The organism is Cellulomonas sp. Marseille-Q8402 (assembly GCF_965119525.1).
This window is the reverse complement of the sequence record NZ_CBCPLX010000001.1, coordinates 1,749,936-1,766,544: the sequence shown is the minus strand read 5'-3', so window position 1 is coordinate 1,766,544 and position 16,609 is coordinate 1,749,936. Positions and strand designations below refer to the sequence as shown.

Here is a 16,609-nt window from a genome sequence, read left to right as displayed (position 1 = left end):
GGTCGCGTTTCGATCAGCCGACCGGCCGCCGTCGGTCCAGCAGCCGGGTGCGCGCCGAGCCGTCCGCGATCTCCCGCCCTGCCGCCGGGTGCTCGGCGTCGTGGGTGATCGCCCCGGCCAGCAGGAACGGGTGGACGTCCACCGCGGGCAGCGGGACCTCCAGGTACGCGCCGCGCGGCGCGGGCGCGAGGAGCACGCGCGGGTGCCGCCGACCGCGCCGGTCGGGTCGGACGCCCGCGACCTACCGGAGCCGCCGACTCTCGCGTGTGTCACAGGTCACGTCTACGGTCGGACCATGAACGTCGTCCTCATCCCTGGCTTCTGGCTCGACGCGTCCTCCTGGGCGCCGGTCTCCGCGGCCCTCACGGCCGCCGGGCACACCCCGCACCCCGTGACGCCCCTGGGTGCCGGCGGCGCGGCGGCGGAGGTGGCCGGCATCACCCTCGCGGACCAGGCGGCCGCGGTGGTGGAGCTGGTCGACGGCATGGACGGCCCGTTCGTGGTCGTCGGGCACAGCGGCGGGGGCGCGGTCGCGCACGCCGTGGCGGACGCCCGGCCGGACCGGGTCGAGCAGGTGATCTACGTGGACAGCGGCCCGCTGGCCGACGGCGGCGTCGTCAACGACGAGCTGCCGCTGGTCGACGGCGTCGTCCCGCTGCCCGACTGGGGCGTCTTCGAGGAGGAGGAGCTGGAGGGCCTCACCGACGAGATCCGCGCCGACTTCCGCGCCCGCGCCGTCTCCGTGCCGCCGCTGGTCGCGAACGGTGCGCAGCGGCTGCACGACGAGCGCCGGTACGACGTCCCGGTCACGCTCATCACCTCGACGATGCCGGAGCAGGTGCTGCGCGACCTCATGGCCAAGGACCACCCCTACGTGCGCGAGCTGGCGCGGGTGCGGGACGTGACGATCGTCGAGCTGCCGACCGGTCACTGGCCCCAGCTGAGCCGTCCGGACGACCTGGCCGCGGCCATCGTCCGCGCGGTGGACGGCGAGGTCGAGGCGGAGGAGGCGATGGCCGTCCCGACGTGAGGCGCACCAGGGCGAGCTTCACTATGGCGCACTTCACTATGGAGCGACTTCGACGGAGTTCCTGCGCGAGTCGTTCGCGTCGTCGACCAGTGCCCTCGTGGTGTCCGGGACCCGGGTGCTGGATGCCGAGTTCGGCGAGGGGTCGCTGGCGCGGCAGGTGCTCACGGCGATCGGCGGCAGGGGCGAGCGGACGTTCAGCGGCATCCAGGGTGCAGCCCGCGGCGCCCCGCTCAACGCGGCGAGCCTCAGCTCCGCGCTGCGCATGCTCGGCGACAAGCGGGTCGTCGCGGTGGACGAGCCGCTGTCGACGGCGAGCGCTCCCCGGAACCGGCGGTACCGGATCGCCGACCCCGCGCTCCGGTTCTGGCTGGCGTTCGTCGAGCCGGCGCTGGGGGAGGTCGACCGTGCGCAGCCCGCGCCGGCGCTGGCCCGGGTGGAGCGCGGCTATGGCGCATGGCGGGGCCGTGCGGTCGAGCCCGTCGTCCGGGAGGCCCTCCAGCGGCTGCTGCCGGATGCAGGGTGGCCCGACGTGACCACGGTCGGTGGCTGGTGGCCTCGGAGCAACGCGCCGGAGATCGACCTGGTCGGCACCGCAGGGGCACCCGGGCCGGTCCGGCTCGTCGGCACCGTGAAGTGGCGGACGCACGCACCCGTGCGCGCGAGCGAGGTCGCCGCGCTGGAGCAGGATGCCGTGGTCGTCCCCGGGGTCGGTGCCGGCACGTCGCTCGTGGCGGTGTGCCCGGGCGGCGTCGAGCCCGGCGCCGGCCTCGCCGCTGCGTGGACGGCCGAGGACCTGCTCGCGGCCTGGCCGGCCTGACGGCCTGCGGCGGGCTCGGACAGGGCGGATGACACGTCAGGCGCGCATCGCCTAGCATCGGCGCGACCCGCCGGAGACGCGGCCGCGACCAGGGGATCGCGCGGCCGTGGCACCGCTCCGGCGCGGACGACGTGCCCCGCGCCCGCGGGGACGCAGACCCCGGGGAACGCACATCGTGATCAGGATCGGCATCGTCGAGGACGACGGAGCGAGCTCGGCGCTCCTGGTGGACTACCTCCGCAGGTACGAGCGGGAGCACGGCGAGACGTTCGCCGTCAGCACGTTCTCCGACGGTGCGCGGGTGGTCGCCGGCTACCGCCCGGACTTCGACATCCTGCTGCTCGACGTCGAGATGCCCGAGCTGGACGGGTTCAGCGCCGCGCAGCGGATCCGCCAGGTGGACCGCGACGTCGTCATCGTCTTCATCACCAACATGACCCAGTACGCGATCCGCGGCTACGAGGTCGACGCGCTGAGCTACGTGCTCAAGCCGGTGCCGTACTTCGCGTTCTCGCAGGAGATCAAGAAGTCGGTGGCCCGGTTGCGCCGCCGCTCGGCGGACTACCTGCTGCTCGCCGTCGACGGCGGACTGGCCCGGGTGGCGACCGACGACATCGTGTTCCTCGAGAGCGCGAAGCACCGCACCACGGTGCACACCGTCGACGGGAAGTACTCGGTGGTCGGCCCGCTCAAGGGGCTGGAGGCCGAGCTCGAGGGCAAGTCGTTCTTCCGCAGCAACAGCGGCTACCTGGTCAACCTGCGGCACGTCCTCGGGGTGCAGGGCAGCAGCGCGCTCATGGTCGGCGGGCACGACCTGCTGATCAGCCGGCCCCGCAAGAAGGCGTTCCTCGCCGCGCTCACCGACTACCTCGGGGCGCGGAGCGCGTGATCATCGAGACGCTGCCGGACATCCCCCGGGTGCTCACCGGGCTGGCGGAGTGGGCGGCCTGCCTGGTCTACGTGCTGCTGCGGCGGCAGCGGCTGCCCGTCGCCCGGCTGGTGCTGGTGGCGGGCGTGGCGCTGGTCGTGCTGGTGGGCGTCCAGGAGCTGGCGGACCGGCTGCCGCTGGCGCTGTGGTCGCTGGGCATGGCCGCGGCGGTGGCCGCCATGTTCGGCTTCATCGTCACGGCGGCCCGGGTCTCGGCGCGGGACGCGGGCTACTTCGCGGCGCGGGCGCTGGTGCTGGCCGAGCTGGTCGCCGCGGCGCACTGGCAGATCCACTGCTTCTTCTTCCTGGCCGAGGGGCGGCCGGGCACCGGGTGGCAGGTGGCGTTCGGGGTGGGCGCGTACGTGGTGGCGTTCGTCGGGGCGTACCTCATCGAGGCGCGGCACTTCCGGCCGGCGCAGCCGCTCGACGTCACGCACGGGGAGCTGGCGTCGGCGATCGCGATCGCGCTGGTGACGTTCTTCATGAGCAACATCAGCTTCCTCAACGCGAACACGCCGTTCAGCGGCCGGCTGGGTCTGGAGATCTTCTACATCCGCACGCTCGTCGACCTGTGCGGGTTCGTCGCGCTCTACGCGCAGCAGGGGCAGCGGCTGCAGCACCGGGCGCGCGCCGAGGTGAAGGCGATCGACGAGATGCTGCGCCGGCAGCACGGCCAGTACCTGCAGTCCAAGCGCAGCATCGAGATCGTCAACCGCAAGTACCACGACCTCAAGCACCAGATCGGCGTGATCCGGGCCGAGGGCGACCCGGCGCTGCGCGCGGACTACCTGGACAGCCTGGAGGCGAGCGTCTCGGGGTACGCGGCGCAGGCGGACACCGGCAACGGCGTGCTGGACGTCATCCTCACGACCAAGAGCCTGGAGTGCGCCGAGCGCGGCATCGACCTCACGTACGTCGCCGACGGCGCGGCGCTCGACTTCATGTCCGCGATGGACGTCTCGGCGGTGTTCGGCAACGCGCTGGACAACGCCATCGACGGCGTCATGGCGGTGCCGGACTCCGAGAAGCGGCTGATCAAGGTCGCCCTGTACGCGCGCGACCGGTTCGTCATGGTGACGTTCGAGAACTACTTCACGGGGGAGCTGCGCACCGAGGACGGCCACATCGTGACCCGGCGGTCCGACCGCGACCGCCACGGGTACGGCCTGAAGTCGATCCGCTACACGGCCGAGAAGTACGGCGGCTCGATGACCGTGAACGCCGAGGACCACTGGTTCGTGCTCCGCATCCTGCTGCCGATGCCGGACCACCGGGGTGCGGAGCTCGCGCGGCGCTGACCCGGGTCAGGCGGTGGCGACCGAGCGGACGCGCCCGGGTGCCGCGTCGCTGTCCCACCAGGACAGCGCCGACGCGATCGCCATGTGCATGTCCAGGTAGAGGTACGACCCGAGCCGGCCGCCGAAGTGCACGTCGGGCTCGTCGGCGGCCAGGTCGCGGTAGGCGCGCAGCCGCTCGCGGTCCTGGGGAGTGGCGACCGGGTAGTAGGGCTCGTCCCCGGGGAGGGCGAACCGCGACCGCTCGCGCATGACGACGGTGCGGTCCTGGGCGTGCCGGTCCTCGCGCTCGGGGTGGTAGTGGCGGAACTCGTGGACCCGGGTCCACGGCACGTCGAGGTCGGCGTAGTTCATCACGCTCGTGCCCTGGAAGTCCCGGACCGGAAGGGTCTCGGTCTCCAGGTCGAGGGTGCGCCACGCGAGCGGCCCGGCGTCGTGGTCGAAGTACCGGTCGACCGGGCCGGTGTACACGATCGGCAGCTGCCCCCGCGCGGCGGCCTTGCTGAGCCCGTGCGTGGTGTCGAAGAAGTCGGTGCCCAGCTGCACGTCGATCCGCGGGTGCGACGCCATCGCCTCGAACCACGGCCCGTAGCCGTGCGCGGGCAGACCCTCGTAGGTGTCGGCGAAGTACCGGTTGTCGTAGGTGTAGCGGACCGGCAGCCGCGCGATGACGGAGGCGGGCAGCTCGCGCGGGTCGGTCTGCCACTGCTTCGCGGTGTAGTCGCGGATGAACGCCTCGTAGAGCGGGCGGCCGATGAGCGAGACGGCCTTGTCCTCGAGGTTGGTCGCCGTGTCGCCGTCGACCTCGGCGGCCTGGGCGGCGACCATCGCCCGCGCGGCGTCCGGCCCCATCGCGGTGCCGAAGAACTGGTTGAGCGTGCCGAGGTTGATCGGCAGCGGGTACACGGTGCCGGCGTGCGTGGAGTACACGCGGTGCCGGTACCCGGTGAAGTCCGTGAACCGGCGGGCGTACTGCCAGACGCGCTCGTTCGACGTGTGGAAGATGTGCGACCCGTACCGGTGCACCTCGATGCCGGTCTCGGGGTCGACGCTGCTGTGCGCGTTCCCGCCGAGGTGCTGCCGCCGGTCGACCACGGTCACGGACAGGCCGGCCTGGGCCGCGCGCTCGGCCACCGTGAGGCCGAACAGCCCGGCGCCGACGACGAGCAGGTCCATGCGAGAGCCCTTCCGGGGCAGGGCCGAGCGGCCTGTGGCGAGGTGAGCGCCCCGAGTGTAGGACCCGCGCGGAGCCCCGTGGGCGACGGCCGACGACCACGACAGAACGTGCTCCGGAACCGACAGATCGTGCTCCGCCACGGCGTGCGGCGTGACCCGTCCGTGACCTCCGGGACCGTTTGTGGACCCGAACCGACAGTCCGTGCACGAGCCCCTCGGCGGCTCCGGGCGCGTCGCTAACTTGGCGGCGCGGCTGCAGGACGAGGACGTCACGCGTCACGGGTCGCGATCGGTTCGCAGGTGCGCTGCGTCGCGCACGGACCGCCGACCCGCCCGACGACGGGCGCCGGCGGCGCGCACGCAGGGCCGCTAGATGACTAGGGAAGGTCGATGAAGACAACCACCACGTCGCGACGGCGCGACGGCAAGGCGATGTACGTCAAGGGTGCCGCTGCGGTGGCGGGCCTGGCTCTGTTCGCACTCACGGCCTGCTCGCCCGACGCCTCGGACGAGGACAGCTCGGCGGGCGACACCTTCACCACCCGCGAGGTCTCGGACGGCACGACCGACTTCGTCGTCGTCACCAACCCGGGCGACGGCCCCGTGCTCTCCTACGGCAAGGACAGCGGCGTCGAGCTGCTCACCGAGGAGGTCGACGGCCAGGAGTACGCGTTCAAGGACATGAACGCGAACGGCGAGATCGACGTCTGGGAGGACTGGCGCGAGGCCGCCGAGGACCGCGCCGCGGACCTGGCGCAGCAGCTCTCGGTCGAGCAGATCGCCGGCCTCATGCTGTTCAGCTCGCACGAGCGCTCGCCCGCCGACGGCCTGACCGACGCCCAGAAGGAGTACATGGCGGAGTCGCGGCTCCGGAACGTGCTCAACGCGGGCCCGAACGACGTCGAGGCGAACGTCACCTGGTCCAACCAGCTGCAGGAGTACGCCGAGTCGCTCGCGACCGAGGACGAGCCGTACGTGCCGGTGAACTTCAGCTCGGACCCCCGGTCGACCGCGGAGAGCGGCGGCAACTACAACGCCTCGGGCGACATCTCGCGCTGGCCCTCGAACCTGGGCCTGGCCGCGACGTTCGACGTCGAGACGATGAACGAGTTCGCCACCATGGTGTCGGCGGAGTACCGGGCCCTCGGCATCGGGACGGCGCTGAGCCCGCAGATCGACCTGGCGACCGAGCCGCGCTGGCTGCGCGTCGACGGCACGTTCGGCGAGAACGTCGAGCTCGCCACCCAGATGGCCGCGGCGTACGTCGACGGCTTCCAGGCGACGCCGGGCGAGGAGGGCTGGGGCACCGAGTCGGTCAACGCGATGATCAAGCACTGGGCCGGCGACGGACCGGGCGAGGGCGGCCGCGAGGCGCACACCGAGGCCGGCAAGTACGGCGTGTACCCGGGTGACAACTACGACGCGCACGCCGAGGTCTTCCTCGGCGCGATGGACTCCGCGGCGGTCATGACGGCGTACTCGATCGCGCTGGACGCGAACGGCGAGCCGCTGAACGGCGGCGACCGCACGGGCAGCGCGTACGACTCGTTCCGCACCGGCATGCTGCGGGAGAACTTCACCGGCGTGGTCGTCACCGACTGGGGCGTGACCGCCGGCGGCAGCACCGACCCCGACGCGATGATCGGCACCGCGTGGGGCGCCGACGACCTGACGGTCGAGGAGCGGCACTACGCGATCCTGCAGAACGGCGTCGACATGTTCGGCGGCAACAACGCGGTCGAGCCCGTGCTCGCGGCGTACGACATGTGGCAGGCGGCCTACGAGGCCGGCGAGCAGGAGGTCGACGCCGACACGCGCTTCCAGGAGACCGGCACCCGCGTGCTGACCATGCTGTTCCAGCCGGGGCTGTACGAGAACGCCTACCTGGACCTCGAGCAGTCCCAGGAGATCGTCGCGAGCCAGGACAAGCTGGACGCCGGCTACCAGGCCCAGCTCGACTCGGTCGTGATGCTGAAGAACGACGGCGAGACGGTCGCCGCCTCCGACGCGGAGTCCTGGAAGGACAAGACCGTCTACATCCCGCGGTCCTACAACACCGGGTTCACCGGCCTGTTCGGTCCCGGCGAGTACACCGAGGGCCCGGGCCTGACCGTCGAGATCGCCGAGCAGTACTTCGGCACGGTCCTCACGGACGAGGCGGTCGAGGACGCGGACGGCAAGGTCACGAGCTACACGGCTCCCGACCTGTCCGACGTGGACCTGGTGCTGGTCGGCATGAGCAGCCCGAAGAGCGGCGCCGTCTTCGCCAACTCCGGCCACGACACCGAGACCGGCGAGTGGTACCCGCTGTCGCTGCAGTACCGGCCGTACACCGCGGACGGCGAGCACGTCCGCCAGGTCTCGATCTCGGGCGACCTCCTCCCGGACGGTACCCAGGAGAACCGGTCCTACTTCGGCAGCACGTCGCGGACCGCGAACGAGTCGGACCTCGACGCGTTCGAGCGCGCCGTGGCCGCCGTCGAGGCGTCCGGCAAGGACATCCCGGTCATCACCGTCCTCAAGGCGACCAACCCGACCGTCCCGTCCGAGTTCGAGGCGGACTCGGACGCGATCCTCGTCGGCTTCGGCGTCAGCGACCAGGCGCTCATCGAGACCGCCATCGGCCTCTCCGAGCCGCAGGGCCGCCTGCCGATCGCCTTCCCGGCCTCGATGGACGCGGTCGAGAAGCAGCTCGAGGACGTCCAGGAGGACACCGAGCCGTACGTGGACTCGGCGGGCAGCACGTACACCTTCGGCTTCGGCCTGGGCTACGCGGGGCCGATCGCCGGCTAGTCCCTCCCGCAGGTGGCCGGCGGCTCCCCGTCGCCGGCCACCCGCGGGCACCGGCCGCGGGGTGGGCCCGGGGCCAGATCTCACCAAGGAGCGAAGAAGTGAAGCGCAAGGTTCTGACCACCGGCCTCGGGGTGCTCGTCGCCCTCACCGGCGCCTTCGGCCTGACGGCCTGCAGCAGCGACGACACCGGCTCGGGCGGCGACGCCGCCGAGAGCCAGACGCAGGACGTCGACATCGCCGAGGACCTCGAGAACGCCCGCACGGCCGTGGCCGACGCGCTGGCCGAGGACGACAGCTGGGCCCAGGTCATGCTGGCGAGCGACGTGACGGCGCCGACCGTGAAGTACGGCCTGCTGGTGGTGCCCTACACCTTCTCGGACGCCGCGTCCCGCATCCAGGGGACCATCGACATCGACGGCGGCAGCTACACGATCGAGGGCGACTCGGCGGCTACCGGCCAGACCTGGCAGATCGACCAGGACGGCACCATCACCGAGGTGACGGAGTAGCAGGACCGTCCGGAGCGCCCGCCTCGCTGCCGTGCACGAGGCGGGCGCTCGACAGTCCGTGCCGCAGAACCGACCGATCGTCCGGCCGCGCCGGACGGCCCCGATCGCGCACCTAGCCTGATCGCCGATCAGCACTCGAGGAGGAATGCAGTGAACGCCAGGGCGAAGAAGCCGATGTCGAACAAGAAGTACCTGTGGGTCTGGGTCCCCGTGCTGTCCGTGGTGACGGTGCTGACCGTGGTCGCGAACGTCGCGCTCGTCGTCGCCGGCGGCTGGGTCGCCTCCCAGTTCGGGTCGGGCACCTACGAGTTCACGAACGCCGAGGAGTCGGCCGACTGGGACACCGAGTACTACACGTCGGACTTCGGCAGCATCGAGGAGGTCGACGAGGCGGCGAAGGCGCTCGTCGAGGAGATCTCCGGCGCCGGCATCGTCCTGGCCAAGAACGAGGCCGACGCGCTGCCCCTGGCCGCGGGCGCGAAGGTCACCATGCTCGGCCGTGCGGCCGCGGACCCCGTCTTCGGCGGCGCCGGCTCCGGCTCGGTCGACACGACCTCCGCGGTCACCGCCCGCGCCGGCCTGGAGAACGCCGGGTTCGAGGTCAACGACCAGGTGTTCGGCGCGATCGAGGCCTTCGCGGCCGAGAACCCGCGCGGGTTCATCGAGATGGACCGTCCCGACATCTCCACCTACACGATCGGCGAGATGCCGGTCGCCGGCTACGAGGCCCAGTCCGCGTCGTTCGCCGACTACGCCGACGCCGCGGTGATCTACATCGGCCGCCCGGGCGGCGAGGGCGGCGACCTCACGCAGGACATGTCCGACTGGGACGAGAACGCGGTCGAGGGCCAGCACCAGCTCGAGCTCAACCAGGACGAGAAGGACCTCGTCGCGCTGGCCGAGGCCAGCTTCGAGACCGTCGTCGTCGTGGTCAACGCCTCGACGACCCTCGAGATGGGCGCGCTGCAGGACGACCCCGACGTCGACGCGATCCTGCTGGCCGGCTCGCCGGGCGCCACGGGCCTGAACGCGCTGGGCGGCATCCTCAGCGGTGACGTGAACCCCTCCGGCCGCACCGCCGACCTGTGGGCCGCGGACTTCACCGCCGACCCCACCTACGTGAACTTCGGCAGCTTCCTCTACGAGAACATCGAGGCGTCGTACCCGGTCTCCTCCATCGAGACGGCGACGTCCAACGCCACGGTGACGTCGGACGCGCCGTTCGTGAACTACGCCGAGGGCATCTACGTCGGCTACCGCTACTACGAGACCGCCGCGGCCGAGGGCTTCCTCGACTACGACGACGCGGTCGTCTACCCGTTCGGCTACGGCCTGAGCTACACGGACTTCAGCTGGGCGGTGACCGGCACCGAGGCCGGTGACGTGGACGGGACCGTCGCGGTCACCGTGGAGGTCACCAACACCGGCGACAGCGCCGGCAAGGACGTCGTGGAGCTGTACTACACCGCGCCGTACACCGACGGCGGCATCGAGAAGGCCGAGGTCGTCCTGGGCGACTTCGCCAAGACCGGCGTCATCGAGCCGGGCGCCACCGAGTCCGTCACGCTGGAGCTGGCCGTCGAGGACATGGCGTCCTACGACTACGCCGACGCCGCGGCCTACGTCCTCGAGGCCGGCGACTACAGCCTCTCCGTGCGCACCGACTCGCACACCCCCGCCCCGGGCACCGAGCCGATCACCTACACCGTCGACTCCGACGTCGTGTACTCCGGCGACAACCACCGGTCGACCGACCTGACCGAGGTGACCAACCAGTTCGACGACGTCTCGGCGCAGTTCAGCACCGAGCCGCAGGACGGCAAGGTCCTCGCGATGTCCCGGGCGGACTTCGCGGGCACGTTCCCGACGGCGCCCACCGCCGACCAGCTCGTCGCGAGCGACGCGGTCGCCGACGGCTTCGCCGCCTGGGACGTGGCGGCGGCGGCCGAGGCCTTCGAGGGCGACATGCCCACGACCGGGGCCGGCACGGACCTGTCGCTGATCGACCTGCGCGGGCTGCCCAAGGACGACCCGCAGTGGGACGAGCTGCTCGACTCGCTGTCCGTCGGCGACATGACCGACATGCTGCTGAACGGCGCCTACCAGACGGCGGCGATCGGCTCGATCGGCAAGCCGCAGACCACCGAGCCCGACGGCCCCGCCGGCTTCAGCTCGTTCATCAACTCCTCCATCAACGGCGTGGCCTACCCGTCGGAGTTCCTCATCGCGCAGACCTGGGACGTCGACCTGGGGGCGGCGATGGGCGAGATGCTCGGGAACGAGGCGATGTTCAAGGACATCAACGGCTGGTACGCCCCGGCGATGAACCTGCACCGCTCGCCGTTCGCCGGGCGCAACTTCGAGTACTACTCCGAGGACCCGCTCCTGTCCGGCGTGCTGGCGACGTCGGTGGCGAACGGGGCGGCCACGAAGGGCGTCTACACGACGCTCAAGCACTTCGCGATGAACGACCAGGAGACCAACCGGGTCAACAACGGCATCGCGACCTGGGCGACCGAGCAGACGATCCGCGAGCTCTACCTCAAGCCGTTCGAGATCGCCGTCAAGAACATCTCGATGGACGTCCAGTACGTGGCCGGCACGGACGGCACGGTCGAGGAGACCACGGTCGGCGCCACCGCGATCATGAGCTCGTTCAACCGCATCGGCGCCACCTGGGCCGGCGGCTCCGAAGCGCTGATGACGGACGTGCTGCGCGGCGAGTGGGGCTTCGAGGGCTTCGCCATCTCGGACTTCAACCTGTACCCGTACATGAACCCGAACCAGAGCATCAGCGCGGGGACGGACCTGACCCTGACCTTCCAGCCGTCGAAGTCGCTGGGTGACACCGACTCGGCGAAGGCGGTCAGCGACATCCGGGAGGCGACCCACAACATCCTGTTCACGGTGGCCAACTCGAACGCGATGAACGGGCTGGCGCCGGGCGCGACCGTCACCTACACGCCGCCCACGTGGGTCTACATCCAGATCGGCGCGACGGTCCTGATCGGCCTGCTCGTGCTGGCCGGCGGGCTGCTGGTGACCCGGCGGGTGCTCCGGCACCGGAAGGCCACCGACGAGCCGGACGCCCTCTCCGCCGACGCCCCGGCGGTCTCCGCGGGGCACTGACCGCCGCTGAACGCCCGTCGCGGCGACCCGTCGGGCCGGCAGCGCCCACCGCTGCCGGCCCGACGGCTCCGACCCGCAATCCCGGTGCACGCGCACCTGCACCACCGTGCCCGACCGTCGAGGAAGTCATGATCGAGAACCTGACCCTGCTGGAGAAGGCTGCCCTGCTGACGGGGAAGTCGGTGTGGGAGACGCACGACCTGCCGCGGCGCGGGGTGCGGTCGTTGTGGCTGGCGGACGGCCCGCACGGGGTGCGCAAGCAGACCGGTGCGGCCGACCACCTCGGGATCGCGGAGTCCCAGCCCGCCACCTGCTTCCCGACCGCCGCGGCGGTCGCGAGCACCTGGGACCCGGTGCTGGCCGAGGAGGTCGGGCGGGCGCTGGGTGCGGAGGCCGCGGCGCAGGACGTGGACGTGCTGCTGGGTCCGGGCCTGAACATCAAGCGGTCGCCGTTGGGCGGGCGGAACTTCGAGTACTTCTCGGAGGACCCGCTGCTGGCGGGTCGGATGGCCGCCGGGTACGTCCGCGGCATCCAGTCGCAGGGCGTCGCGGCCAGCCCCAAGCACTACGCGGCCAACTCCCAGGAGCCTGCGGCGGATGGCGTCGGACTCGGTGGTCGACGAGCGCACGCTGCGGGAGATCTACCTGACGGCGTTCGGGATCGTGGTCGAGGAGGCCCGTCCGCGCACGATCATGTCGGCGTACAACCGGGTCAACGGCACCTACGCGCACGAGGACCCGTTCCTGCTGGGCACGGTGCTGCGCGAGGAGTGGGGCTTCGACGGGCTGGTCGTCTCGGACTGGGGCGGCTCCAACGACGTCGTCGAGGCCGTGCGCGCCGGCGGCACCCTGGAGATGCCGGCGGCCGGCCTGGACTCGGTGCGCCAGATCGTCGAGGCCGTCCGCACGGGCCGGCTGTCCGAGGCCGACGTCGACGCCCGGGCCGCCGAGGTGCTGCGCCTGGTCGCCGACGCGCGCGAGCCCGGCACCGCGCCCGCCGTGGACCTCGACGCCCACCACGCGCTCGCGCGCCGGGTCGCCGGCCGGTCGGCGGTGCTGCTGAAGAACGACCGGTCGCTGCTGCCGCTGGCCGCCGGCGCCCGCGTCGCGGTGATCGGCGACTTCGCCCGCACGCCGCGCTACCAGGGCGCCGGCTCGTCCGCGGTGAACCCGACGCGCCTCGACTCCGTGCTCGACGTGATCGGGGAGTCCGGGCTGGAGCCTGACCGCCTTCGCCGCCGGCTTCCGCCGGGACGGCACCCCCGACGCGGCGCTCCGGGACGCGGCTGTCGAGGCCGCCCGCGGCGCCGACGTGGTGCTGCTGCTCCTCGGGCTGGACGAGATCGCCGAGTCCGAGGGCCTGGACCGGTCGACCCTGACCCTGCACGCCGCGCAGACCGAGGTGCTCGAGGCCGTCGCCGCGGTGAACCCGAACGTCGTGGTGGTGCTGAGCGCGGGCGGGGTGGTGGAGATGCCGTGGCTCGGCTCGGCGCGCGCCGTGGTGCACGGGTACCTGGCGGGGCAGTCCGGGGCGGGGGCGCTGCTCGACGTGCTGACGGGGGTGGTGAACCCCTCGGGCCGACTGGCCGAGACGGTCCCGGTGCGGCTGGCGGACACCCCGACCGCGGACACGTTCCCCGGTCGGCAGCGCACCGCGGAGTACCGCGAGGGCCTGTTCGTCGGGTACCGGTACTACACGACCGCGGGCGTGCCGGTGACGTTCCCGTTCGGGTTCGGCCTGTCGTACACGACGTTCGCGTACAGCGGTCTGGTCGCCACCCCGGACGCCGCGACCGTCACCGTGACCAACACCGGCCCGGTCGCCGGCGCGGACGTCGTCCAGGTCTACGTGCGCCGGCTCAGCCCGGGCGTGCACCGTCCGGACCGCACGCTGGCCGGGTTCGCCCGGGTCGAGCCGCGCGCCGGGGGAGTCCACCACGGTCACGGTGCCGCTGGGTGACCGCGCGTTCCGGCACTGGGACGTGCGCACGGGCGCCTGGCAGGTGGAGCAGGGCGAGTTCGCCGTGCTGGCCGGCGCGCACGTGGACGATTTGCCGCTGTCCGCCACGGTCGCCGTGACCGGGACCATCCCGGCCGTCACCGACGACCCGGCGCCCGCGCGGTACCGGACCGGCGACGTGCGGGACGTGCCGGAGGCCGACTTCGCGGCCCTGCTCGGCCGGCCGGTCCCGACCGCCGCGTGGTCCGGTCCGCTCGGGGTGAACGACGCCCTGGGCCGGATGCAGACCGCCCGCTCCCCGCTGGCCCGGCTCGCGTACCGGGTGCTCGCGTTCCTGCGCGACCGGGCCGACCGTCGGGGCAAGCCGGACCTGAACATCCTGTTCCTGCTCAACATGCCGTTCCGCGCGATCGGGAAGATGACCGGCGGCGCGGTCAGCGCCGAGATGGTCGACGGCATCGTCCGGATCGTCAACGGCCAGTTCCTCGCCGGCGCCGGCGCCACGATCTGCGGGTTCGTCCGCAACCGCCGCGCCGACCGCCGCACCGCCCGCGCGCTCCGCGGCGACGCCTGACCCCAGCACCACGGAAGAGAGATCCCTCGCATGCTCACCCGCCTGAAGGACGCGTGGCGCCGGTTCGCGCAGAACCGCCCCGGTCTCGCGCAGTTCGTCGTGTTCTTCGTCCTGAGCAACGGCATCACCGTGCTGCAGGCTCGCGCTGATGCCGCTGCTCAAGTGGGTGTTCGGCATGACCTCGCTGGTCGACACCACGTTCCAGGTCTGGCCCGTCGGGTCCAACCCGGACGGCTCGCAGTACTTCGTGTTCGACTACGCCGCGGGCGCGCTCCCGGCCGGCGGCGGCGGGCTGGCATACTTCCTGGCGGTCCAGATCACCCTGCTGATCGCCCAGATCATCAACTTCTTCGCCCAGCGCACCATCACGTTCAAGTCCACCAGGCTCCATCGCCAAGGCGGCGACCTGGTACGCCATCGCGTACGTGGTCATCACCCTCGTGGCGGCGGCGCTGCAGGGCCTGTACAAGGCGCCGATCTACGACCTGTTCATCGACACCTGGGGCCTGGGCGGCACCGGCGAGACCCTCGCGGACGTCGTCACGATGATCATCAACGCGGCGATCTCGTTCTGGGTGTTCTTCCCGATCTTCAAGGTCATCTTCAAGCAGACCCCCGAGGCCCCCGCGGCCCAGGGGGCAGAGCGCACGGAGGTCCGCTCGGCGTGAGCCCGTCCGCGAGCCCGGTGCTGTCGGTCGTCGTCCCCGCGTACGACGCGGAGGCGTACCTCCGCCGGGCGCTGGACCCGCTGGCCGGCGTGCACCCGGACGTCGAGGTGGTCGTCGTCGACGACGGGTCGACCGACGGCACCGCCGCGGTGGCGCAGGAGTACGTCGACGCCCACCCCGGGCTGGTCCGGCTGGTCCGGCAGCCCAACGGCGGTCACGGGTCGGCGATCAACACCGGCCTGGAGCACGCCCGGGGTACCTACCTCAAGGTCGTGGACGCCGACGACTGGCTCGACCCCGACGCCCTCGACCAGGTGCTGGCGACGTTGCGCGGGTTCGTCGCCGAGGGCCGCGAGGTCGACCTGCTGGTCTCGAACTTCGTCTACGAGAAGGTCGGCAAGCGCACCAAGACCGTGGTCCGGTACCGCGGTGCGCTGCCGGCGGATCGCACGGTGGGCTGGTCCGCCACCCGGGGCTTCGGCAAGCGCCAGTACCTGATGATGCACGCGCTGACCTACCGGACCGCGGTGCTGCGGGCCGCCGGGCTGCGGCTGCCCGCGCACACGTTCTACGTCGACAACCTCTACGCCCTCGTGCCGCTCGCGCACGTCCGGACGCTGCACTACCTGGACGTCGACCTGTACCGGTACTTCATCGGCCGGGCGGACCAGTCGGTGCAGGAGGCCGTCATGCTGCGCCGGATGGACCAGCAGGCGCGGGTCAACCGGCTCATGCTCGACCACGTCTCCCAGGTGCGGGTCACGGACCGGCGGCTGCGGGCGTACCGGCTGCACTACGTCGGGCTGATCTGCACCGTGTCATCGATCCTGCTGATCCGCGCCGGGACGCGCGAGTCGCTGGCCGAGCGCGACCGGCTGTGGTCGGAGCCTGCGGCAGCAGGACTTCTGGCTGTACCGGAAGGTGCGCTGGACGGTGCTCGGGCAGGCCTGTCCAACCTGCCGGGCCGGGCGGGGCGCCGCGTATCGGTGCTGGCGTACCGCGTGGCGCAGCGGGCGATCGGGTTCGGCCGACGCGCCCGCGCGGAGCAGCGCGACGACCTCCGCGTCCGACGGCGGGTCGAAGTCCCGGTACTCCAGCCCGACCGCGCGGAACCGCACGGGCACGCGCAGGCACACCAGGCTCGTCCGCCTCCTGCGCCAGGCTCGGCGGCGGCGGTGTCCGGCGGGCACACCGGCAGCGCGACCACCACGTGCGCAGGATGCCGCCGGCGCAGCGCCGCGACGGCCGCCCGCACCGTCGACCCCGTCGCCGCGCCGTCGTCGACGACCACCACCGTCCGGCCCGTCACCGGCAGCGCAGGCAGGTCGCGGCGGAAGGCCGCCTCGCGCCGCCGCAGGCGCACCAGCTCGGCAGCGCGCACCGCGTCGAACGCGTCGGCCGGCACCTGCGCGGCCGCCAGCACCCGCTGGTTCAGCACCACGTCGACCGTGCCGTCGATCCCCGCCAGCGCGCCCATCGCGAGCTCCGGCTGTCCCGGGAGGCCCAGGCTTGCGCACGACCAGGACGTCGAGCGGCGCGTCCAGGGCCGCGGCCACGGGCGCCGCGACGGGCACCCCGCCGCGGGGCAGCGCGAGCACGACGGTGGGCGCGGGCCGGTGTCCCCGCTCCCCGTGGTGCCGGTTCGCGTAGGCCGCGAGCCGCCCCGCGAGCGCGGCTCCCGCCTGCGCCCGGTCGGCGAACGGCTCCCTGCCCGGCATCGTCCTCCCGAC

The 16,609-nt window shown here is 72.3% G+C and carries 14 protein-coding genes and 3 pseudogenes; 13 read left to right on the top strand and 4 right to left on the bottom strand.

Annotated elements, in window-relative coordinates; all coding sequences use genetic code 11:
* Positions 1–13 precede the first annotated feature (13 nt).
* A complete protein-coding gene (locus ACWPWW_RS08025) occupies positions 14–196 on the bottom strand; it encodes a hypothetical protein (protein ID WP_454049792.1) in 183 nt (60 codons plus the stop codon).
* 99 nt (positions 197–295) lie between these two features.
* Here ACWPWW_RS08025 and ACWPWW_RS08020 point away from each other — a divergent pair, with 99 nt between their 5' ends.
* The 4 genes from ACWPWW_RS08020 (at position 296) to ACWPWW_RS08005 (ending at position 4,073) form a co-directional block, all read left to right on the top strand.
* Complete coding sequence (locus tag ACWPWW_RS08020) at positions 296–1,030, top strand: alpha/beta fold hydrolase (RefSeq protein WP_454049791.1); 735 nt, start codon at positions 296–298, stop codon at positions 1,028–1,030.
* A 97-nt stretch (positions 1,031–1,127) separates the two neighbouring features.
* A complete protein-coding gene (locus tag ACWPWW_RS08015) occupies positions 1,128–1,847 on the top strand; it encodes a DUF234 domain-containing protein (RefSeq protein WP_454049790.1) in 720 nt (239 codons plus the stop codon).
* Positions 1,848–2,022: 175 nt separating this feature from the next.
* On the top strand, positions 2,023–2,736 hold the full coding sequence (locus ACWPWW_RS08010; protein ID WP_454049789.1) for a LytR/AlgR family response regulator transcription factor: 714 nt from the start codon (positions 2,023–2,025) through the stop codon (positions 2,734–2,736).
* On the top strand, positions 2,733–4,073 hold the full coding sequence (locus tag ACWPWW_RS08005; RefSeq protein WP_454049788.1) for an ATP-binding protein: 1,341 nt from the start codon (positions 2,733–2,735) through the stop codon (positions 4,071–4,073). Before ACWPWW_RS08010 ends, ACWPWW_RS08005 begins: the two co-directional genes overlap by 4 nt.
* Before the next feature lie 6 nt (positions 4,074–4,079).
* On the opposite strand, the gene glf is transcribed toward ACWPWW_RS08005, so the two are convergent.
* Positions 4,080–5,246: a UDP-galactopyranose mutase gene (glf, locus tag ACWPWW_RS08000; protein ID WP_454049787.1), complete on the bottom strand. Its 1,167-nt coding sequence runs from the start codon at positions 5,244–5,246 to the stop codon at positions 4,080–4,082.
* A gap of 390 nt (positions 5,247–5,636) precedes the next feature.
* Between glf and ACWPWW_RS07995 the strand changes: the two genes are divergently transcribed.
* The 7 genes and pseudogenes from ACWPWW_RS07995 (at position 5,637) to ACWPWW_RS07965 (ending at position 14,211) form a co-directional block, all read left to right on the top strand.
* Positions 5,637–8,039, top strand: a complete 2,403-nt coding sequence (locus ACWPWW_RS07995) for a glycoside hydrolase family 3 N-terminal domain-containing protein (protein WP_454049786.1) — start codon at positions 5,637–5,639, stop codon at positions 8,037–8,039.
* Positions 8,040–8,137: 98 nt separating this feature from the next.
* Complete coding sequence (locus tag ACWPWW_RS07990) at positions 8,138–8,548, top strand: hypothetical protein (RefSeq protein ID WP_454049785.1); 411 nt, start codon at positions 8,138–8,140, stop codon at positions 8,546–8,548.
* Between the two features lie 150 nt (positions 8,549–8,698).
* Entirely contained in the window at positions 8,699–11,677 is a 2,979-nt protein-coding gene (locus ACWPWW_RS07985; RefSeq protein WP_454049784.1) for a glycoside hydrolase family 3 C-terminal domain-containing protein, read from the top strand.
* 128 nt (positions 11,678–11,805) lie between these two features.
* Positions 11,806–12,252 (top strand): annotated as a pseudogene (locus tag ACWPWW_RS07980) (glycoside hydrolase family 3 N-terminal domain-containing protein); the annotation flags it as partial.
* Positions 12,253–12,274: 22 nt separating this feature from the next.
* Positions 12,275–12,832: pseudogene (locus tag ACWPWW_RS07975) on the top strand (glycoside hydrolase family 3 N-terminal domain-containing protein); the annotation flags it as partial.
* Positions 12,833–12,989: 157 nt separating this feature from the next.
* Entirely contained in the window at positions 12,990–13,637 is a 648-nt protein-coding gene (locus ACWPWW_RS07970; protein ID WP_454049783.1) for a glycoside hydrolase family 3 C-terminal domain-containing protein, read from the top strand.
* Positions 13,624–14,211 (top strand): hypothetical protein, encoded by a 588-nt coding sequence (locus ACWPWW_RS07965; protein ID WP_454049782.1) that lies wholly within the window; start codon positions 13,624–13,626, stop codon positions 14,209–14,211. The genes ACWPWW_RS07970 and ACWPWW_RS07965 overlap by 14 nt, the downstream gene beginning before the upstream one ends.
* Before the next feature lie 124 nt (positions 14,212–14,335).
* On the opposite strand, the gene ACWPWW_RS07960 is transcribed toward ACWPWW_RS07965, so the two are convergent.
* Complete coding sequence (locus tag ACWPWW_RS07960) at positions 14,336–14,644, bottom strand: hypothetical protein (RefSeq protein WP_454049781.1); 309 nt, start codon at positions 14,642–14,644, stop codon at positions 14,336–14,338.
* On the opposite strand from ACWPWW_RS07960, the gene ACWPWW_RS07955 reads away from it, so the two are divergent.
* Positions 14,637–14,879: a hypothetical protein gene (locus ACWPWW_RS07955; protein ID WP_454049780.1), complete on the top strand. Its 243-nt coding sequence runs from the start codon at positions 14,637–14,639 to the stop codon at positions 14,877–14,879. The two genes, ACWPWW_RS07960 and ACWPWW_RS07955, sit on opposite strands and share 8 nt — an antisense overlap.
* Positions 14,876–15,196: pseudogene (locus ACWPWW_RS07950) on the top strand (glycosyltransferase family 2 protein); the annotation flags it as partial. The gene ACWPWW_RS07955 and the pseudogene ACWPWW_RS07950, both read left to right, overlap by 4 nt.
* 476 nt (positions 15,197–15,672) lie before the next feature.
* Here ACWPWW_RS07950 and ACWPWW_RS07945 read toward each other — a convergent pair.
* Positions 15,673–16,356, bottom strand: coding sequence for a phosphoribosyltransferase family protein (locus tag ACWPWW_RS07945; RefSeq protein WP_454050420.1), 684 nt, complete (start codon positions 16,354–16,356; stop codon positions 15,673–15,675).
* Positions 16,357–16,609: the final 253 nt, after the last annotated feature.

Coding starts and splice junctions, on each gene's coding strand:
- ACWPWW_RS07960 (WP_454049781.1), bottom strand. CDS start 14,644: ATGACCACGTACGCGATGGCGTACCAGGTCGCCGCCTTGGCGATGGAG.
- ACWPWW_RS08020 (WP_454049791.1), top strand. CDS start 296: ATGAACGTCGTCCTCATCCCTGGCTTCTGGCTCGACGCGTCCTCCTGG.
- glf (WP_454049787.1), bottom strand. CDS start 5,246: ATGGACCTGCTCGTCGTCGGCGCCGGGCTGTTCGGCCTCACGGTGGCC.
- ACWPWW_RS07995 (WP_454049786.1), top strand. CDS start 5,637: ATGAAGACAACCACCACGTCGCGACGGCGCGACGGCAAGGCGATGTAC.
- ACWPWW_RS07945 (WP_454050420.1), bottom strand. CDS start 16,356: ATGGGCGCGCTGGCGGGGATCGACGGCACGGTCGACGTGGTGCTGAAC.